This is a genomic window from Streptomyces sp. NPDC052225 (assembly GCF_040679615.1).
GTDB lineage: Bacteria > Actinomycetota > Actinomycetes > Streptomycetales > Streptomycetaceae > Streptomyces.
Genome location: NZ_JBFAVD010000007.1, coordinates 328,113 through 347,796 on the forward strand (window position 1 = coordinate 328,113; position 19,684 = coordinate 347,796).

Genomic DNA, 19,684 nt, shown 5'->3' on the forward strand with positions numbered 1-19,684 from the left:
ACCGTATGAAGGTTCGTCACGTCCAGCGCGGCGAGTGAGCCGCACGGGGCATGCGCAAGGGCCCGGACCCTCCGTCAGGAGGGTCCGGGCCCTTGTCGTGCGGGAGTTCAGGACCTACTGGTTCTGGTTCTCACCGCGGTAGTACTCGAAGACCCAGCCCCACAGGCCGAACAGGATGACGGGGGCCGAGAAGTACAGCAGCCACCAGCCGAAGACGACGCCCATGAAGGTGAGGGCGCCACCGACGGCCAGGGACAGCGGCTGCCAGGAGTGCGGGCTGAAGAAGCCCACCTCGCCGGCGTCGTCCGCGACGTCGGCCTCCTTGTTGTCCTGCGCACCGGTGTCGACCCGCCGGGCCGTGAAGGCCAGGTAGTAGCCGATCATGATGCACAGGCCGAACGCCAGGAAGAGCGCCGTCGTACCGGCCGGCTCCTTCGACCACACGCCGTAGACACCGGCCATGATCAGGACGAAGAGGCTCAGCCAGATGAACATCTTGCCTTGGACCTTCACTTGCCGGCCTCCTTGCCGCCAGCGAGCGCCTTGGAGCCGTGGCCGGAGTTCTCCAGCTGGTCCAGGGCCGCGATCTCAGGGTGATGCAGGTCGAAGGCCGGCGATTCGGAGCGAATGCGCGGCAGGGTGAGGAAGTTGTGCCGCGGCGGCGGGCAGGAGGTCGCCCACTCGAGCGAACGGCCGTAGCCCCACGGGTCGTCGACCTCGATCTTCTTGCCGTACTTGGCGGTCTTCCAGACGTTGTAGAAGAACGGCAGGATCGACAGACCGAGCAGGAACGAGGAGATCGTCGAGACCGTGTTCAGCGCGGTGAAGCCGTCGGCCGCGAGGTAGTCCGCGTAACGACGCGGCATGCCCTCGACACCCAGCCAGTGCTGCACCAGGAACGTGCCGTGGAAGCCGGTGAACAGCGTCCAGAACGTGATCTTGCCGAGTCGCTCGTCGAGCATCTTGCCGGTGAACTTCGGCCACCAGAAGTGGAAGCCGGAGAACATCGCGAAGACGACGGTGCCGAACACCACGTAGTGGAAGTGCGCCACCACGAAGTACGAGTCCGAGATGTGGAAGTCCAGCGGCGGGGCCGCCAGGATGACGCCGGTCAGACCGCCGAAGGTGAAGGTGATCAGGAAGCCGATCGCCCAGAGCATCGGTGTCTCGAAGGACAACGAGCCCTTCCACATCGTTCCGATCCAGTTGAAGAACTTCACGCCTGTTGGCACGGCGATCAAGAACGTCATGAAGGAGAAGAACGGGAGGAGTACGCCACCGGTCACGTACATGTGGTGCGCCCACACGGTCACGGAGAGACCGGCGATGGCGATCGTCGCGCCGATGAGGCCCGAGTAGCCGAACATCGGCTTTCTCGAGAACACCGGGATCACTTCGGAAATGATTCCGAAGAACGGCAGGGCGATGATGTACACCTCTGGGTGTCCGAAGAACCAGAAGAGGTGTTGCCAGAGCAGCGCACCGCCGTTCGCGGCGTCGAACACATGGGCACCGAACTTGCGGTCCGCCTCCAGGGCGAACAGCGCGGCCGCGAGGACCGGGAAGGCCAGCAGGACCAGGACACCGGTCAGCAGGACGTTCCACACGAAGATCGGCATACGGAACATCGTCATGCCCGGAGCGCGCATGCAGATGATCGTGGTGATGAAGTTGACCGAGCCGAGGATCGTGCCGAAGCCGGAGAAGGCCAGACCCATGATCCACATGTCGGCGCCGATGCCCGGCGAGCGGACGGCGTCCGACAGCGGGCTGTAGGCGAACCAGCCGAAGTCCGCGGCGCCCTGCGGGGTGAGGAAGCCACCCACCGCGATCAGCGAGCCGAACAGGTACAGCCAGTAGGCGAACATGTTCAGTCGCGGGAACGCGACGTCGGGGGCGCCGATCTGCAGCGGCATGATCCAGTTCGCGAAGCCCGCGAACAGCGGCGTCGCGAACATCAGCAGCATGATCGTGCCGTGCATCGTGAACGCCTGGTTGAACTGCTCGTTCGACATGATCTGCGTGCCGGGACGGGCTAGTTCGGCGCGCATGAAGAGCGCCATGATGCCGCCGACGCAGAAGAACGCGAACGACGTGACCAGGTACAGCGTGCCGATCGTCTTGTGGTCAGTGGTGGTCAGCCACTTGATCACCGTCGCGCCGGGGCTCTTGGGCCGGACCGGCAGCTCGTTCTCGTACGAGTCGTCAGCTGCGGCGGCACCCTGGGGTTCGTTGAGGATGCTCACAGGTTCTTCGTCTCCCGGTCCTTCTCGTGGTCCGTCTGGGCGATGCCAGCCGGGACGTAACCGGTCTGCCCCTTCTTCGCGAGGTCCTTGAGGTGCTGCTCGTACTTCTCCGGAGAGACGACCTTCACGTTGAACAGCATCCGGGAGTGGTCGACGCCGCAGAGCTCGGCGCACTTGCCCAGGAAGGTCCCCTCCTTGTTGGGGGTCACCTCGAAGGAGTTGGTGTGGCCCGGGATGACGTCCTGCTTCATGAGGAACGGCACCACCCAGAAGGAGTGGATGACGTCACGCGAAGTCAGGACGAAGCGGACCTTCTCGCCCTTGGGGAGCCAGAGGGTCGGGCCGGGGTTGTTGGTCTGCGGGTTCCGCTCGCCAGGGGTGCCGACCTCGTAGACGCCGCCGGCGTTCGCCGGGAAGTCCTCCTTGAAGCGCTTCGGAATCGCCGAGAGCTCCTTGGAGGTCTTGGCGTCACCGTCGACACCCGGCACGTTCTCGACGTAGTTGAAGCCCCAGCTCCACTGGTAGCCGACCACGTTGATGGTGTGCGCGGGCTTGTCGTCGAGCTTCAGAAGCTTCGACTCGTCGCGCGCGGTGAAGTAGAAGAGGACCGACACGATGATGAGAGGCACCACCGTGTACAGCGCCTCGAGCGGCATGTTGTACCGCGTCTGCGTCGGTACCTCGATCTTGGTGCGGCTACGCCGGTGGAAGATGACGCTCCACAGGATCAGGCCCCAGACAAGGACACCCGTGGCGAGCGCTGCCGCCCACGAGCCCTGCCAGAGGGAGAGGATCCGTGGGGCCTCTTCCGTCACCGGGGTGGGCATACCAAGACGAGGGAAGTCCTTGTATGTGCAACCGGTAGCGGTAACCAGGATCAGGCCCGCAGTCAGCACCTGCGGCAGCTTCCGCCGCATCGGGCGCCGCGACGAGCGGTCGGAGCCGTTGGGACTCACGTAGCGCCTTCCCGAGAGTCTCGCCCGCGCTCTTTGGTTGGCTACGGCCGCCATCTCGCTGGTCGCTCGCCGCCCTGGCACACGGGCAGGGGTTTGGATGTTTATGCGGACCAAACCCTACTGGACGCTATTTGGGGTCGCGCGGGGAGGGTGCCTAACGCGCCGCGGGTCACTCCGAAGGGTGGGATCGGCCTGCGTTTGGGGCTTTCTGACGGGGGGTCGGGGGCTCTGGTGTGCGCACTTTCGCCGAGGGGGGCTTGTTTGTCCGGCGCGTGCGGGTTGTGTGGGGTTGCTCGCGCCGTTCCCCGTGCCCCTGGCCGGGGTGACCTTCGCGGGGGTTCTAGCGTGGGGCTGTGTCGTACTTCGATGTGGCCTCGTCCGCTCCCCTGCACCCCGTCGCCCGGCAGGCCCTCCAGGCCTCCCTTGATGAAGGGTGGGCCGACCCCTCGCGGCTCTATCGCGAGGGGCGGCGGGCCAGGCTGCTGCTGGACGCCGCCCGGGAGGCGGCCGCGGAGGCCGTGGGGTGCCGGCCGGACGAGCTGGTGTTCACCTCTTCCGGGACGCGGGCCCTGCACGACGGGATCGCCGGCGCGCTCGCCGGGCGTCGGCGTGTCGGGCGGCACCTGGTGGTCTCGGCGGTGGAGCACTCGGCCGTGCTCCATTCGGCGGCGTCCCACGAGAGCGGCGGCGGTTCGGTGACCGAGGTCGGGGTCGGGCGCGAGGGCCGGGTGGCCGTCGCCGGGTACACCGACGCGCTGCGGGCCGACACCGCGCTGGCCTGCCTCCAGTCCGCCAACCATGAGGTCGGGACCGTACAGCCGGTCGCCGAAGTCGCTCAGGTGTGCCGGGAGGCGGGAGTGCCCCTCCTTGTTGACGCGGCGCAGTCGCTGGCCTGGGGGCAGGTCGAGGGCGACTGGTCGCTGCTCACGGGGAGCGCCCACAAGTGGGGCGGCCCGGCGGGGGTCGGCGTGCTCGTCGTACGGAAGGGTGTGCGGTTCGCGCCCCAAGGGCCCGCCGACGAGCGGGAGTCGGGGCGGGCCGCCGGGTTCGAGAACATTCCGGGCATCGTGGCCGCCGCCGCGTCGCTGCGGGCCGTGCGCGCCGAGGCCGCCGGGGAGGCGGCGCGGCTGCGGGAGTTGACGGAGCGGATCCGGGCGCGGGTGCCCGGGCTCGTGCCGGACGTGGAGGTCGTCGGGGATCCGGCGCGGCGGCTGCCGCACGTCGTGACGTTCTCGTGCCTGTACGTCGACGGGGAGAGCGTGCTGCACGGGCTCGACCGGAGTGGATTTTCCGTTTCATCCGGATCGTCGTGCACCAGCAGCACGCTGACACCCAGCCATGTGCTGCGGGCGATGGGCGTGGTGAGCGAGGGGAACGTCCGGGTCTCGCTGCCGCTCGGGGTGCCGCAGGAGGAGGTCGAGCGGTTTCTCGACGTGCTGCCCGGGGTCGTCGCCGAGGTGCGCGAGAAGTTGGGCGTGTCAGGGGTGGCGGGTCCCGGGGACGCCGATGCCGTCACCGTCGACGCGCTGGGGATGACCTGTCCGCAGCCGGTCATCGAGCTGGCCCGGGCGATCGGGCGGGTCCGGGTCGGCGGCACGGTCACGGTGGTCGCCGATGACGAGGTCGCCGCTGTCGACATTCCGGCGTGGTGTTTTACGCAGGGGCACGAGTACGTGGGGGCGGTGCCGGGGTCTGACGGCGCCGTCTCATATGAGGTCCGCAGAAGCGCCCCGTAAGGGGCGCGGGGAACTGCGCGACCAGCCACAGAAAGCCGCAGTCGCGTCTGCTCGGTCGATGAGCAGACGCGACTGCGGCTTTTCGTGGGTTGCTCGCGCCCCGCGGCGGAGCCGCTGATCGATACAGCCCCGCGCCCCTATGCGCCCAGGTAGGACTCGACCTCGGCCGACGCCTCGTCGCCGTATGCCTTGCGGAAGCGGTCCATGAAGGATGCGCGGCGCAGTTCGTACTCCTGGGTGCCCAGGGTCTCGATGACGAGCGTGGCGAGCATGCAGCCGACCTGGGCCGCGCGCTCCAGGGAGACACCCCAGGCCAGGCCGGACAGGAAGCCCGCGCGGAACGCGTCGCCGACGCCGGTCGGGTCGACCTTGGCCTTCTCGTCGGGGACGCCGACCTCGATCGGGTCGTCACCGACGCGCTCGATGCGGACGCCGCGCGAGCCGAGCGTGGTGACGCGGTGGCCGACCTTCGACAGGATCTCGGCGTCGGTCCAGCCGGTCTTGGACTCGATCAGGCCCTTCTCGTACTCGTTCGAGAAGAGGTACGTGGCGCCGTCGAGGAGCGTACGGATCTCGTCGCCGTCCATGCGCGCGATCTGCTGCGAGAAGTCGGCGGCGAACGGGATCGACCGGGAGCGGCACTCCTCCGTGTGGCGGAGCATGCCCTCCGGGTCGTCCGCGCCGATGAGGACCAGGTCGAGGCCGCCCACGCGGTCGGCGACGGTCTTCAGCTCGATGAGGCGGGCCTCGCTCATCGCGCCCGTGTAGAAGGAGCCGATCTGGTTGTGGTCGGCGTCCGTCGTGCACACGAAGCGGGCGGTGTGCAGGGTCTCGGAGATACGGACCGACTCGGTGTCCACGCCGTGGCGGTCGAGCCAGGCGCGGTACTCGTCGAAGTCGAAGCCGGCGGAGCCGACCAGGATCGGGCCCGTGCCGAGCTGGCCCATGCCGAAGGCGATGTTGGCGCCGACGCCTCCCCGGCGCACGTCGAGGTTGTCGACGAGGAAGGAGAGGGAGACCGTGTGCAGCTGGTCGGCGACGAGCTGGTCGGCGAAGCGGCCGGGGAAGGTCATCAGGTGGTCGGTGGCGATGGAGCCGGTGACTGCGATTCGCACGGCGTGAGCACGCTTCCTGCGAGGGGGAGGAGTTGACGGTTCACGCTACCCGGTGGGAGCCCTTGCTCTGAAGTGCGGAAACTACCCGATAGTAGGGCTTTTTTCGTACGGGGCCACGTGCCTACGGTGCCGTCATGACCTACGACGTGTCCTTCATGACCCAGGACGGGCTCGCGGCGCTGCGCGTCGACTGCGCGCGGATGGTGCCGCACTGGGTGACGCCCCGGGCGCCCTGGGAGGTGGAGCGGAGGGTTCCGACGCCCGCGGGGCCGGTCTCCGCGCGGATCCACGGGGTCGTCGTGCCGGCCTCGTCCGCCCGCCTCATCGACTCCATGGCCGATTTCGGCGACTGAGGGAACCGCGCGCTCCCCTGCCGCGTCCCATCGCTGTCCCCTGTAGCTGTCCCTCATCAAGGGGATGCGGGATACGACGCGGCAGGTGAAGGAGCGATGCGGTGAGCACCGAACAGCAGACGCGGGACCGGCACGGGCGGCGGCGCACGCTGGCGATCGCCTCGGTCGCCGCGGCTGTCCTTCTCGCCGGTGGCGGCGGAGCGTACCTCGCGACGAACGCGTCGGGGCCGAGCGGCGACGACCGTACGAGCGGCCCCGGTGGGGGCGGCACTCCCCCGCCGCTGGCCCTGGACGGATACGGCGAGGGCGGCAGCCCCGGCACGACGAACGGCATCGCGCCCGGCGAGCCGGACCCCAACGGCACCCGCTACAAGGCGGGCGGCGCGCTGCCCGACGGGCCGGACGAGGCGCCCGTGTACCGCGCCGAGGGTGAGGTGAGCGCGTCCGAGGTGGCCTCGCTCGCCAAGGCGCTCGGTGTCGAGGGGCGGCCTCAACTGCGGGACGGGGCCTGGCGGCTGGACCCGCCGCAGGACGGTTCGGGCCCGTCGTTGCAGGTGAACCGGAAGGCGCCGGGGGCCTGGACCTACTCCCGGCTCGCACCGTCGGCCGGTGACAAGTGCGGCGGCGTGGCGAAGTGTTCGGACCCGCCGGTGGGCAGCGGGAGCGAGGGTGACGCGGTGAGCGCGGCCGTCGCGAAGAAGGCGGCGGCGCCGATCCTCAAGGCGCTCGGGCAGGACGACGCGAAGCTCGACACGGACCAGCTCATGGGCGCCACGCGGGTGGTGAACGCGGACCCGACGGTGGGCGGCCTGCCGACGTACGGCTGGTCGACCGGGATCCAGGTCGGCCCCGACGGTCAAGTGACGGGCGGCAGCGGGCAGTTGAAGGCCACGGTCAAGGGCGATGTCTATCCGGTGGTCGGCGCCGAGGAGACGATCCGGCAGCTGAACAGGGCGGCCTCGGGCGGTGGCCGGGGACGCTCCGCCGGTGACTGCGCGAGCGCGGTGCCGCTGGACGGGAGCACGGCGCAGGGCTCCGGGTGCACCCCGTCGTCGCCGCGGCCGCCGGCGTCCTCCACCGTGACCGTGGACAAGGCGGCGTTCGGGCTCGCGGCCTACTACACGCAGGGGCGGCAGGCGCTGGTACCGGCGTGGCTGTTCGAGGTGAAGCCGACCGGGGCGGACTCGGTGTTCACGGTGACGCATCCGGCGGTCGACCCCGCGTACCTGGTGGCGCCGTCGAGTGCGTCGTCCTCGCCGGGCGGGGAGCCGCCGGCGGAGCCGAGTCCGCGGCCGAGCACATCGGCCGGTGACCCGGGGTCCGACCGGCACGGCGTACGCGTGGAGGGGTACAGCGGCGCGGGGAAGACGCTGACGCTGCACTTCACCGGGGGCGTGTGCGCGACGTACGCGGCGCGGGCCCACGAGTCCGGGGACCGGGTGAGCGTGACGGTGACGGCGACCGAGAAGAAGGGGACCGTCTGCGTCGAGCTGGCGAAGTTCTACACGCTGCCGGTCACGCTGGACGCGCCCTTGGACGGGCGCGAGGTCGTGGACGGCCAGGGGCACGAGGTGCCGGTGGCACAGCGGAACCGGCCGGGTGGCAGCGAGACCGCTCCGCGTGGCTGAACAGCGGTGAACGACGAGGCGGCCCACCCCGCGTACGGGGTGGGCCGCCTCGTTGTTCGCTTTAGCTGAACGAGTCGCCGCAGGCGCAGGAACCCGTCGCGTTCGGGTTGTCGATCGTGAAGCCCTGCTTCTCGATGGTGTCGACGAAGTCGACGGAGGCGCCGCCCAGGTACGGGGCGGACATGCGGTCGGTGACGACCTTGACGCCGCCGAAGTCCTTGACGACATCGCCGTCGAGCTGACGCTCGTCGAAGAAGAGCTGGTAGCGCAGGCCGGAGCAGCCGCCCGGCTGAACAGCCACGCGCAGGGCCAGGTCGTCACGGCCTTCCTGGTCGAGCAGAGCCTTGACCTTGGCCGCGGCGGCGTCGCTCAGGATGATGCCGTCGCTGACGGTGGTGGTCTCGTCCGATACGGACATCTACATCTCTCCCGGGTTGTACGGAGACTGCTTGGCGACCATTACAACCGGCAAAGGCCCGGATCCATTCCGGATCCGCCGAGGCCAAAACAGTTGAGGGCTGCGCGCTTCTTCCTTTCATGCTCGCACACCCCGGAGGAACGGGGCACGGGGCCCGTGGAGAGAAGGTGAGGCGGATTGCGTCACATCGACGAATTGAGTGTCGTCAAACTGACGTGAACCACGTATGATAGATAGCGTCATTTCGACGAGAAGTCGTTCTGTTGATCAGAAAGGGTGCGTGACGTGACCACGGCCCAGACCCCCCAGGCCCCCGTTGACCTGGATGTTTCGCCTACGCCTCTGGCGCTTTTGCTGCTCGGCCGCGAGGCCGACGCCGCGAGCGAGCGCGGCGTGGACTGCCCCGGCGACCTGCCGTCGCCCTCCGACCCCGACCTCGTGGAGCGGGCCCGCGCGGCCAAGGAGAAGCTCGGCGACAAGGTGTTCGTGCTCGGGCACCACTACCAGCGCGACGAGGTCATCCAGTTCGCCGACGTCACCGGCGACTCCTTCAAGCTGGCGCGCGACGCCGCCGCGAAGCCCGAGGCCGAGTACATCGTCTTCTGCGGTGTGCACTTCATGGCGGAGTCCGCGGACATCCTGACCGGTGACGATCAGAAGGTCGTGCTGCCCGACCTCGCCGCCGGCTGCTCGATGGCCGACATGGCGACGGCCGAGCAGGTCGCCGAGTGCTGGGACGTGCTGACCGAGGCCGGGATCGCCGAGTCCGTCGTGCCCGTCTCGTACATGAACTCCTCGGCCGACATCAAGGCGTTCACCGGCAAGCACGGCGGCACGATCTGTACGTCGAGCAATGCCGAGCGGGCGCTCAATTGGGCCTTCGAGCAGGGCGACAAGGTGCTCTTCCTGCCGGACCAGCACCTCGGGCGCAACACCGCGGTGCGGGACCTCGGGATGTCCCTTGACGACTGCGTCGTCTACAACCCGCACAAGCCGAACGGCGGCCTGACCGTCGACGAGCTGCGGGCCGCCAAGATGATCCTTTGGCGCGGGCACTGCTCGGTGCACGGGCGGTTCTCGCTGGACTCCGTGAACGATGTGCGCGAGCGGATTCCGGGCGTGAACGTGCTGGTGCACCCCGAGTGCAAGCACGAGGTCGTCGCCGCGGCGGACTACGTCGGGTCGACGGAGTACATCATCAAGGCGCTGGAGGCCGCTCCCGCCGGGTCGAAGTGGGCGATCGGGACCGAGCTGAACCTGGTGCGGCGCCTTGCCAACCGTTTCGCTCCCGAGGGCAAGGAGATCGTCTTCCTCGACAAGACGGTCTGCTTCTGCTCGACCATGAACCGGATCGACCTGCCGCATCTGGTGTGGACGCTGGAGTCCCTGGCGGACGGGCAGCTCGTGAACCGGATCGAGGTCGACCGCGAGACGGAACAGTTCGCGAAGCTGGCGCTCGAAAGGATGCTGGCGTTGCCGTAGCCCCGCCAGGGGCGCGGGGAACTGCGCGAGCAATCGGTGACGGGCTGCGGCCCGCGACGCACATCGGCCCGGCAATTGCTGCCGGGCCGATGTGCGTCGCGGTGGGCGCCTTGTGAAGCGCTCGCCCCGCGCCGGGGTGCCGCCTTGCCCACCCTGCCGCCCCAGGCGGCAGACTGCCCAAGGCGGCGGGGGCCGGCGTCAGACCTGCGCCGGTTCCGAGTCCGGGGAGGTGGAGGGGGACGGGACGTCCGCCTTCTTCTCCCGCTTCGCCGCGCGCTTCCTCGCCCGCTTCTCCTTGCGGAGCTCCAGCATCGCGTAGAGCGTCGGGACGAGGAGGAGGGTCAGCAGGGTCGACGTGATCAGGCCGCCGATGACGACCACGGCCAGTGGCTGCGCGATGAAGCCGCCCTCGCCGGTGACGCCGAGCGCCATCGGGAGCAGGGCGAAGATCGTCGCGAGGGCCGTCATGAGGATCGGGCGCAGGCGGTGGCGGCCGCCCTCGACCACGGCTTCCACCACTCCCAGGCCCTGGGCCCGGTACTGGTTGATCAGGTCGATGAGGACGATCGCGTTCGTGACCACGATGCCGATGAGCATCAGCATGCCGATCATCGCCGGGACGCCCATCGGGGTGCCGGTGGCGATCAGCAGGCCGATCGCGCCGGTCGCCGCGAACGGGATGGAGACCAGCAGGATCAGCGGCTGGGCCAGCGAGCGGAACGTCGCCACCAGGAGCATGAAGACGATCGCGATGGCCGCGAGCATCGCCAGGCCCAGGTTCTTGAACGCGTCGTCCTGGTCGGAGGTGACACCGCCGATGGTCGCCGTGGCGCCCTTCGGCAGCTTCAGCGCGTCGATCTTCTTCTGGAGGTCGGCGCTGACCGCGCCCGTGTTGTCACCGGTCGGCTTCGCCGTGACGGTCGCCGCGCGGGCGCCGTCGATCCGGGTCATCGACACCGGACTGTCGGCCAGCTTCACCGTGGCGATGTCGCCGAGGGTGAGGCCGCGCGGCCCCATCGGCAGCTTCTTCAGCTCGTCCATCGTCGTGGCGGGCTTCGCCGACTTCACGACGATGTCGCGCTCGGTGTCGTCGAGGATCGCCTTGCCGCTGGTGGTGCCGCGCACGGCCTGGGTGACGGCGGCGCCGAGCGTCGTGTCGTCGAAACCGGCCGCGGCCGCCTTGGAGTTGGCCTTCACGGAGATCCGCGGAACCGACGTCGACAGGTCGCTGGTGACGTCCGTGACGTCGTCGAGCGAGGCCACCGCGTCGCGCACCTGCTCGGACGCCTTGTCGAGGACGGCGCCGTCGGCGGCCTTCACGACCACGCTCAGGTCCTGGCTGCCGAACCCGTCCCCGGCCGCGATCGTCGTCGTACCGATCCCGGAGAGCTTGCCGAGCTCGCGCTCGATGCGGCTCTGCGTGTCCTCGTACGACGCCTTGTCCTTCAGGGTCACCTGGTACGAGGCCTGGTTGGTGTCGGTGCCGCCGCCGAAGGCCGCCATGAAGCCGGACGAGCCGATGGTGACCTGGTAGTCCTTGACCTCGTCGATGCCCTGGAGCACCTTCTCGACCTTGCGCGCGGAGGCGTCGGTCGCGGCGAGGCTGGTGCCGGGCCTCAACTCCTGCTTGATGGACAGGACTTCCTGCTCGCCCTGGTCGAAGAAGTTCGTCTTCAGCATCGGCGCCATGCCGAACGTGCCGACGAGGACGACGATCGCGATGACGACGCTGGTGAAGCGGCGGCGCGTCGCGAAACGGAGCACGGGGACGTAGATCCGCTGGAGCCAGGAGCGTGCTTCCTTCTCCTCGGCCTTGCGGCGGGCCTCCTCCGGGTCGACACCGCGGGCCGTCTTCGGCGGGCGCAGGAACCAGTACGAGAGGACCGGCACGACCGTCAGCGAGACGAGCAAAGACGCGAGGAGCGCGGCCGTCACCGTGAGGCTGAACGAGCCGAACAGCTCGCCCACCATGCCGCCGACCAGACCGATGGGCAGGAAGACGGCGACCGTCGTGAGCGTCGAGGACGTGACCGCGCCGGCGACCTCACGGACCGCCTTGAGGATCGCCTCCTGGCGCTCCTCCCCGTAGCCGAGGTGCCGCTTGATGTTCTCCAGGACGACGATGGAGTCGTCCACGACCCGGCCGATCGCGATGGTCAGGGCGCCGAGCGTGAGCATGTTCAGGGAGAGGTCGCGGGTCCACAGGACGATCAGCGCGAGGACCACCGACAGCGGGATGGAGACCGCCGTGACGAGGGTCGAGCGGATCGACGCGAGGAAGACCAGGATCACGATGACCGCGAAGAGCAGGCCGAGCGCGCCCTCCGTGGTGAGGCCCGAGATGGACTTCGAGACGGCCGGGCCCTGGTCGCTGACGACCGTCAGCTCGGCGCCGGAGCCCAGGTCCTGGCGGAGCGCGGGCAGCTTGTCCTCGACCTCGTTCGAGATGGAGACCGCCGAGCCGTCCTTGTCCATGGTGACCATGACCGCGAGGCTGGGCTTGCCGTCGGTGCGGGTGAGGGAGTCGGCGGTGGCCGGGCGCTGCTTCACGGTGGCGATGTCACCGAGGCGTACGGGCTTCTTGACGCCCTCCCCCGTGATCATCAGGTCCTCGATCTGGGCGAGGGAGGTGAAGCCGCCGCCGACCTGGACGGTGCGGTTGTGGCCGTCCTCGTCGAACGAACCCGCGGGCATCGTGGCGCCGCCGGCCTGGAGGGACTGGCTCAGCGTCCGGACGGTGACGCCCGCCGCGGCCATCTTCCTGTCCCGGGGCGTGACGTCGACCTGGAGGTCGCGGACGCCGTCGACGGTGACCTGGGAGACGCCGTCGATGTCCTTCAGCGTCGGCACGACGGACTTGTCGAGCTGGTCCGCGAGGGCCTGCTGGTCCTTGTCGGAGGTGACGGCGAGGACGACGGTCGGGATGTCGTCGGTCGAGCCGGCCACGACCTGCGGGTCGACGTCGTCGGGGAGTTGGGCCCGCGCCCGGTTCACGGCCTGCTGGACGTCGGCGACCAGCTGCTTCGTGCCGTTGCCGTAGTCGAACGAGGCCATCACCAGGGCGTTGCCCTCACTGGCGGTCGAGGTGACGCCGGTGATCCCGTCGACCGCGTCGAGCGAGTTCTCCAACGGCTCGACGACCTGCTTCTCCACGACGTCCGGCGACGCGCCCTGGTAGGGGGCGATGACGGACACCATGGGGAGTTCGATGGAGGGCAGCAGCTGCTGCTTGAGCTGAGGGATCGCGATGGCACCGAAGACGATCGCGATGAGGGACATCAGCCCGATCAGGGCGCGTTGGGCGAGACTGAATCTCGACAGCCAGGACATATGGGGCGGGTCTCCGGGGGGACGTGAGCGGGGAACAGGCCTGCGGCCCCTGACGTGCACACGCACGGGTGGGGTCCAGGCTCCACCCTCGGCCACGGGCGCGGCCGAAAACGTCGCTCCCAGGTCCCGTTCTTGTCCGCCGCCTACTGCGCCCGTAGTACGTACGGGCCCTCGGTCACTCCACCCTCGGGCGTACCAGGCCCGATTCGTACGCAATGACGACGAGTTGGGCGCGGTCGCGGGCGCCGAGCTTGGCCATGGCGCGGTTCACGTGGGTCTTCACGGTGAGCGGGCTGACTTCGAGACGCTCGGCGATCTCGTCGTTCGAGTGGCCGCCGGCGACCTGGACGAGGACCTCGCGCTCGCGGACCGTGAGCGCCGCGAGCCGCTCGCCGTGCCGGCCACCGGGCCGCTCGCCGTCCGCGAGATCCTCGTAACCCTCGCTCTGTGCAAGGAACTTGGCGATCAGGCCGCGGGTCGCGGCCGGGGAGAGCAGGGAGTCGCCCGCGGCGGCGATGCGTACGGCGGCGAGGAGTTCGTCGGGTTCGGCGCCCTTGCCGAGGAAGCCGGAGGCGCCGGCCCGCAGCGACTGCACCACGTACTCGTCGACCTCGAACGTCGTCAGCATCACGACGCGTACGTGGGCGAGGCCGGGATCGGCGCTGATCTCGCGGGTCGCGGCGAGGCCGTCGGTGCCGGGCATGCGGATGTCCATGAGGACGACGTCGGGCCGCTCGCTGCGGGTGAGGCGGACCGCCTCGGCGCCGTCGGACGCCTCCCCCACCACTTCCATGTCGGGTTCGGAGTCGACGAGTACGCGGAAGGCGCTGCGCAGCAGGGCCTGGTCGTCGGCCAGGAGGACCCTGATCATGCCGCTGGTCATGTGGTGGCGTCCCCTGAGGTGGTGGCGGTGCGGGCGTTGACCGGAAGGATCGCATGGACGCGGAAACCGCCGCCGTAGCGCGGTCCCGCGGTGAGGGTGCCGCCGAGCGCGGAGACGCGTTCGCGCATGCCGAGCAGGCCGTGACCGCCGTTCTCGTCGGCGGCGGCCGGGGACGGGGTGCCGGGGCCGTCGTCGAGGATCGACACCTCGACGTTCGGGCCGACCCGCACGACGCTGACCTCGGCCTTGCAGGCGGGTCCCGCGTGTTTCTGTACGTTCGTCAGGGCTTCCTGCACGACACGGAAGGCAGCCAGGTCGACGGCTGCGGGCAGCGCGGGGGCGTCCTTCGCACGGGCCACCTCGACGGGCAGCCCGGCGTGCCGGAACGTGTCGACGAGGTCGTCGAGCCGGTCGAGTCCCGGCGCGGGTTCGGTGGGGGCCTCGGGGTCGCCGGTCTGGCGCAACAGGCCGACGGTGGCGCGGAGTTCGTTGAGCGCCGAGCGGCTGGCCTCGCGGACGTGCGAGAGGGCTTCCTTCGCCTGGTCGGGGCGCTTGTCCATGACGTGGGCCGCGACGCCGGCCTGGACGTTGACGAGGGCGATGTGGTGCGCGACGACGTCGTGCAGGTCGCGGGCGATGCGCAGCCGCTCCTCGGCGACGCGGCGGCGGGCCTCCTCCTCGCGGGTGCGTTCGGCGCGTTCGGCGCGCTCCCTGATCGCGGCGACGAAGGCGCGGCGGGAGCGGACCGCGTCGCCCGCGGCGGCGGCCATGCCGGTCCAGGCGAAGATGCCGAGGTTCTCCTGCGCGTACCAGGGCAGCGGGCCGACGAACATGGCGACGCAGGTCAGCACGGCCATCGTGGCGAGGCCGACGCGCCAGGTGGTGGGACGGTCCGTGCTCGCGGCGACGGTGAACAGGGCGACGACCGCGGACATCACGACGGGGGCGCGGGGCTCGCCGGTGACCAGTTCGACGAGGGACACGGTGGAGGTCGCGGCGAGCACGTACATCGGGGCGATGCGGCGGAAGACCAGGGCGGCCGCGCCGAGCACCATGAGGAGGAGGCTGAGGGCGTCCGGGGTGCGGGCGCCCCAGCCGTAGGTTCCGTCGGCGCCGTGGGGGTCGACGAAGGAGCCGGCGACCATGCAGATGAGGACGCCGGTGGCGACGAGGGCGTCCAGGGCCAGGGGGTGCGTTCTGGCCCACCGTACGAGGGGGGTCACCGGCGTCACGGTAGCCGCCCCCTTTTCTTGTGCGTCGGCGGGCTGTCGTCGGGGTCCTGATGGTCAGGTGCCCCGTGTCCGGCGACTCAGCCGTGCTGTGGCCGGGGCCCTGGGAAAGCGCGCCCGGCGCTGGGGGCCGCCTTGCCCACCCTGCCGCGCGGGGGCGGGGTGGGTGGGGAACGGCGGGTCGCCCAAGGCTGCGGCAGTGGCCGAGCGGTCGGCGGTAGCCGGTAGCCGGGGCGGCGGGGGCGACAGACCGCCGACGGTGGGGTCAGCCCGGGATGAGGCCGTCGTCGGAGAGCATGTCGCGGACTTCCTCCAGCGTCGCGTCCGGGGACGGGAGGATCAGTTCCGACGGCTCCAGGGAGTCGTCGGGGAGCGGTTCGCCGAGGCGGCGGACGGCGTCGAGGAGCTGGGCGAGGGTGCGGCGGAAACCCGGCCCGTCCCCGTTCTCCATCTCCCGGAGCAACTCGTCGTCGAGCTTGTTGAGCTCGGTGAAGCGGTCGTCCGACAGCCTCACCTGGCCCTCCCCCATGATCCGTACGATCATGACGCCCTCCTCGGCGTAAGGACTCGCGTAGGGACTACTGCTTGTCGAAGCGCGGGGTGTCCTGCGTCTGCGGGGCCTGCTGGCCCTGCCCGGCGCCGCCCTCGATGGCCTGCTGGGACGAGGACGAGCCCCCGGCCAGCTCGGCCTTCATGCGCTGCAGCTCCAGCTCTACATCAGTTCCGCCGGAGAGGCGATCCAGCTCGGACTGGATGTCGTCCTTGGCCAGGCCCGACGAGTCGTCGAGGGCACCGGACGCGAGCAGCTCGTCGATGGCGCCGGCCCGCGCCTGGAGCTGGGCCGTCTTGTCCTCGGCGCGCTGGATCGCCATGCCGACGTCGCCCATCTCCTCGGAGATGCCGGAGAACGCCTCGCCGATCCGGGTCTGCGCCTGCGCCGCGGTGTAGGTGGCCTTGATGGTCTCCTTCTTCGTACGGAAGGCGTCGACCTTGGCCTGGAGCCGCTGCGCCGCGAGGGTGAGCTTCTCCTCCTCCCCCTGGAGCGTCTGGTGCTGCGTCTCCAGGTCCGTGACCTGCTGTTGCAGCGCGGCGCGGCGGGACAGCGCCTCGCGGGCGAGGTCCTCACGGCCGAGCGCGAGCGCCTTGCGGCCCTGGTCCTCCAGCTTGGAGGACTGGCCCTGGAGCTGGTTGAGCTGCAGCTCCAGGCGCTTGCGGCTGGTCGCCACGTCGGCGACGCCGCGGCGCACCTTCTGGAGCAGCTCCAGCTGCTTCTGGTACGAGTAATCGAGGGTTTCGCGCGGGTCCTCGGCCCGGTCAAGGGCCTTGTTCGCCTTCGCGCGGAAGATCATCCCCATACGCTTCATGACACCGCTCATGGGCTTCGCGCGCCCCCTTCTGACAGATCCGACCGGCCGTTCCAGCTCCAGCACTGCGACAGAATCCACAGTACGGGTCCTGCATCTATTACCGCACTGTTCAGGTGCGGATGCGCTCATCCCCAAGGACGACTGCGTCCCGCTCCGCTCCGGCGTAGGGAGTAGGTGACCCCCGAGGCCACGGGGCCGTGCCGTCCTGTGCACAGGGACGCAGGGTGTTGCCGGATCGTTCCCACCGGGCCTCTGGTCCATGCGCGTCCACCACGTACCCTTGGCTTTTGTGTTCCGTAGCCGATCCAAGGACGACAAGGCACCGGCCGCCAAGGCCCCGGTGACCTCCTCGTCGACGCAGCCCCGTGACCCTCAGGCGCCCAAGGGCCGCCCCACGCCGAAGCGCAGCGAGGCCCAGACGCAGCGCCGCAGCGTGGCCAACACCAAGATGACGCCCAAGGAGGCCCGCGGACGTCAGCGTGACGAGCGCCGTACCGCGATGGAGCGCCAGCGTGCCGCGCTGGCCAGCGGTGACGAGCGCTATCTGCCGGCCCGCGACAAGGGTCCCGTGCGCAAGTACGCGCGTGACTTCGTCGACTCGCGGTTCTGCATCGCCGAGTACTTCCTGCCGATGGCGGTGATCATCCTCGTCCTGAGCATGGTCCGCGTCGGCTCGCTCCAGAACATCGCGCTGCTGCTGTGGCTGTTCGTGATCGTCGCGATCGTGATCGACTCGGCCATCACCGGCTTCCGCCTGAAGAAGATCCTGGCGGAGAAGTTCCCGAACGAGCGCCGTAAGGGCGCCGTCGCGTACGCGCTGATGCGCACGCTCCAGATGAAGCGTCTGCGTCTGCCGAAGCCGCAGGTCAAGCGTGGGGAGCGACCCTGAGCGCCGAGCCTTTCGCCGGCGACGCGGTGCACTCCTGGCTGGACAAGCTGGGGGGCCTGCGCAACGTCGTACGGCAGGAACTGGTGGCCCGGCAGCTCGATGAGCAGATAGCCGGGCGTTTCCCCGTCGGGCAGCGGCTGCGGGTGCTCGACGTGGGCATGGGCCAGGGCACACAGGCGCTGCGCCTGGCCCGGGCCGGGCACAAAGTGACCGGTGTCGAGCAGGACCCCGGGATGGTGCGGGCCGCGAACCTCGCGCTGGCCGACGAGCCCGCCGGGGTCCGTGAGCGCGTGCGCATCGTGCAGGGCAGCGGCATGGAGACCGGGGTCCACTTCCTGCCGGGCAGCTTCGACATCGTGCTGTGCCACGGCGTCCTGATGTACGTCGAGGACCCGGACGCGCTGCTCGCGGGCCTGGCGCGGATGCTCGCGCCGGGCGGCCTGCTGTCACTGCTCGTACGGAACGCGGACGCGCTGGCCATGCGGCCCGGGCTCGGTGGCGACTGGGTCGGCGCGCTCGGCGCCTTCGACTCGACGTCGTACACCAACCGGCTCGGTCTCGACGTACGGGCCGACCGGCTCGACGCGCTGACCGAGACGCTGGCCGGGATCGGGGCGCCGCTGCACACCTGGTACGGGGTGCGGGTCTTCACCGACCAGGCCCCGGACGGCGCGGCGCCGCCGGAGCACGGGGAGCTTCAGACGCTGCTCGCCGCGGAGGAGCGGGCCGGGCGCACGGAGCCGTACCGGCGGGTCGCCGCGTTGCTTCATCTGTGCGGGGTGCGGGGCTGAGACCCCCTATTCGGCCGTCCAGCGAGGGCGGCCGAACCGCCCGAACGTGACAATCCGGGCATGGATGCCTCTCGTTTCAGGTCTCGTGCCGGTTCTCGTGTTCTCCTGCCGCTGACCGGCGCCGTGTGCGCCGCGGCGCTCGTGTCCGGGTGTGCGGGCTCCGGGTCCTCCGGTGCGTCCGACACCACCACGCAGGCCGCCGCGCCCGCCGCGGCCAACAGCCTGCAGGAGGACTACCAGAAGGTGATCAAGGACGTCCTGCCGTCGGTCGTCCAGATCCAGGCGTCGTCCGACCTGGGCTCCGGTGTCGTCTACGACGACCACGGGCACATCGTGACGAACGCGCACGTGGTCGGTGACGAGAAGACGTTCAAGGTCACGGCGGCCAACAGCACCGACGAGCTGACGGCGAAGCTCGTGTACACGTATCCCGAGCAGGACCTCGCCGTCATCAAGCTGGAGAAGGTGCCCGACGGCCTGAAGGCCGCGACGTTCGGGGACTCGTCGAAGGTCGAGGTCGGGCAGATCACGCTGGCGATGGGGTCACCGCTCGGCCTCTCCTCCAGCGTCACGCAGGGCATCGTGTCGGCGACCGGGCGGACCGTCAGCGAGGGCCGGGCCGGCGGTGGGACCGGGGCGACCATCGCGAACATGGTGCAGACGTCCGCCGCGATCAACCCGGGCAACAGCGGGGGCGCGCTCGTCAATCTGAACGGCGAGGTCATCGGCATCCCCACGCTCGCGGCGACCGATCCCGACCTGGGCGACAGCGCGGCGCCCGGCATCGGGTTCGCGATCCCCGCGTCCATGGTCACGACCGTCGCGGACCAGGTCATCAAGGACGGCAAGGTGACGGACTCGGGGCGGGCCGCGCTCGGCATCACCGGCCGCACGGTGGTGGACGACGGGTATCGGGCGTCCGGGGTCGGGGTGGTGTCCGTGACGGACGGCGGGGGTGCCGACGAGGCCGGGATCGAGGCGGGGGATGTCATCACTCGGTTCGGGGGCACCGATGTGACGACCATGCAGGGGCTCTCCGAGGCGCTGGCCGCGGAGAAGCCCGGGGACAAGGTGCGGGTCACGTACACGCGGGACGGTGACGAGAAGTCGGCCGAGGTGACGCTCGGAGAGATGTGAGGCCTGGCCCTCGCCGTCGAAAAGCCGCAGCGGGGGAGCCGAGTTCGGGCCGGTATCCCGCCCGGCCGCGCCACGCGGCGAGGAACACCTGCTGGGTGACGTCCTCCGCCTCACGGACGTCACC

Annotated in this window: 17 protein-coding genes and 1 pseudogene; 7 read left to right on the forward strand and 11 right to left on the reverse strand. The window is 69.9% G+C overall.

Features of this window, described 5'->3' with window-relative positions; translation table 11 throughout:
* Positions 1-114: 114 nt before the first annotated feature.
* The 3 genes from AB0L37_RS14250 to coxB are packed head-to-tail and all read right to left on the reverse strand — an operon-like array spanning position 115 to position 3,202.
* Complete coding sequence (locus AB0L37_RS14250; RefSeq protein WP_365504184.1) at positions 115-513, reverse strand: cytochrome c oxidase subunit 4; 399 nt, start codon at positions 511-513, stop codon at positions 115-117.
* A complete protein-coding gene (gene ctaD, locus AB0L37_RS14255) occupies positions 510-2,246 on the reverse strand; it encodes a cytochrome c oxidase subunit I (protein WP_365504186.1) in 1,737 nt (578 codons plus the stop codon). The genes AB0L37_RS14250 and ctaD overlap by 4 nt, the downstream gene beginning before the upstream one ends.
* A complete protein-coding gene (gene coxB / locus AB0L37_RS14260) occupies positions 2,243-3,202 on the reverse strand; it encodes a cytochrome c oxidase subunit II (protein WP_338695784.1) in 960 nt (319 codons plus the stop codon). Before coxB ends, ctaD begins: the two co-directional genes overlap by 4 nt.
* Positions 3,203-3,555: 353 nt before the next feature.
* Between coxB and AB0L37_RS14265 the strand changes: the two genes are divergently transcribed.
* Positions 3,556-4,938 (forward strand): aminotransferase class V-fold PLP-dependent enzyme, encoded by a 1,383-nt coding sequence (locus AB0L37_RS14265; protein WP_365504189.1) that lies wholly within the window; start codon positions 3,556-3,558, stop codon positions 4,936-4,938.
* Between the two features lie 137 nt (positions 4,939-5,075).
* Here the strand turns inward: AB0L37_RS14265 and AB0L37_RS14270 are convergent, their stop codons facing one another.
* Positions 5,076-6,053 (reverse strand): carbohydrate kinase family protein, encoded by a 978-nt coding sequence (locus AB0L37_RS14270; RefSeq protein ID WP_365504191.1) that lies wholly within the window; start codon positions 6,051-6,053, stop codon positions 5,076-5,078.
* Positions 6,054-6,187: 134 nt separating this feature from the next.
* Here AB0L37_RS14270 and AB0L37_RS14275 point away from each other — a divergent pair, with 134 nt between their 5' ends.
* Complete coding sequence (locus tag AB0L37_RS14275; RefSeq protein ID WP_365504193.1) at positions 6,188-6,406, forward strand: hypothetical protein; 219 nt, start codon at positions 6,188-6,190, stop codon at positions 6,404-6,406.
* A 101-nt stretch (positions 6,407-6,507) separates the two neighbouring features.
* Positions 6,508-8,034: a hypothetical protein gene (locus AB0L37_RS14280; RefSeq protein ID WP_365504195.1), complete on the forward strand. Its 1,527-nt coding sequence runs from the start codon at positions 6,508-6,510 to the stop codon at positions 8,032-8,034.
* Between the two features lie 61 nt (positions 8,035-8,095).
* On the opposite strand, the gene AB0L37_RS14285 is transcribed toward AB0L37_RS14280, so the two are convergent.
* Positions 8,096-8,452 carry an iron-sulfur cluster assembly accessory protein gene (locus AB0L37_RS14285; protein WP_365504197.1) on the reverse strand — a complete coding sequence of 119 codons (357 nt, stop codon included), beginning with the start codon at positions 8,450-8,452 and terminating at the stop codon, positions 8,096-8,098.
* A gap of 276 nt (positions 8,453-8,728) precedes the next feature.
* Between AB0L37_RS14285 and nadA the strand changes: the two genes are divergently transcribed.
* Positions 8,729-9,934 (forward strand): quinolinate synthase NadA, encoded by a 1,206-nt coding sequence (nadA, locus tag AB0L37_RS14290; RefSeq protein ID WP_365504199.1) that lies wholly within the window; start codon positions 8,729-8,731, stop codon positions 9,932-9,934.
* Positions 9,935-10,132: 198 nt separating this feature from the next.
* On the opposite strand, the gene AB0L37_RS14295 is transcribed toward nadA, so the two are convergent.
* From AB0L37_RS14295 to AB0L37_RS14315, 5 genes are all read right to left on the reverse strand, one after another.
* Positions 10,133-13,264, reverse strand: a complete 3,132-nt coding sequence (locus AB0L37_RS14295; protein ID WP_365504201.1) for an efflux RND transporter permease subunit — start codon at positions 13,262-13,264, stop codon at positions 10,133-10,135.
* 175 nt (positions 13,265-13,439) lie between these two features.
* Positions 13,440-14,147: a response regulator transcription factor gene (locus AB0L37_RS14300; RefSeq protein ID WP_365504203.1), complete on the reverse strand. Its 708-nt coding sequence runs from the start codon at positions 14,145-14,147 to the stop codon at positions 13,440-13,442.
* Entirely contained in the window at positions 14,144-15,370 is a 1,227-nt protein-coding gene (locus AB0L37_RS14305) for a sensor histidine kinase (RefSeq protein ID WP_365504205.1), read from the reverse strand. Before AB0L37_RS14305 ends, AB0L37_RS14300 begins: the two co-directional genes overlap by 4 nt.
* Before the next feature lie 271 nt (positions 15,371-15,641).
* On the reverse strand, positions 15,642-15,920 hold the full coding sequence (locus AB0L37_RS14310) for a hypothetical protein (protein ID WP_365504207.1): 279 nt from the start codon (positions 15,918-15,920) through the stop codon (positions 15,642-15,644).
* A 34-nt stretch (positions 15,921-15,954) separates the two neighbouring features.
* Entirely contained in the window at positions 15,955-16,752 is a 798-nt protein-coding gene (locus tag AB0L37_RS14315) for a PspA/IM30 family protein (RefSeq protein ID WP_365504209.1), read from the reverse strand.
* Positions 16,753-17,002: 250 nt separating this feature from the next.
* Between AB0L37_RS14315 and AB0L37_RS14320 the strand changes: the two genes are divergently transcribed.
* The 3 genes from AB0L37_RS14320 (at position 17,003) to AB0L37_RS14330 (ending at position 19,560) form a co-directional block, all read left to right on the forward strand.
* Complete coding sequence (locus tag AB0L37_RS14320; protein WP_365504211.1) at positions 17,003-17,632, forward strand: DUF3043 domain-containing protein; 630 nt, start codon at positions 17,003-17,005, stop codon at positions 17,630-17,632.
* Positions 17,633-17,715: 83 nt separating this feature from the next.
* Positions 17,716-18,423, forward strand: coding sequence for a methyltransferase domain-containing protein (locus tag AB0L37_RS14325; protein WP_365504255.1), 708 nt, complete (start codon positions 17,716-17,718; stop codon positions 18,421-18,423).
* Between the two features lie 60 nt (positions 18,424-18,483).
* Positions 18,484-19,560 (forward strand): trypsin-like peptidase domain-containing protein, encoded by a 1,077-nt coding sequence (locus tag AB0L37_RS14330; protein ID WP_365504213.1) that lies wholly within the window; start codon positions 18,484-18,486, stop codon positions 19,558-19,560.
* A 34-nt stretch (positions 19,561-19,594) separates the two neighbouring features.
* Here the strand turns inward: AB0L37_RS14330 and AB0L37_RS14335 are convergent.
* Positions 19,595-19,684 (reverse strand): annotated as a pseudogene (locus AB0L37_RS14335) (sigma factor); the annotation flags it as partial.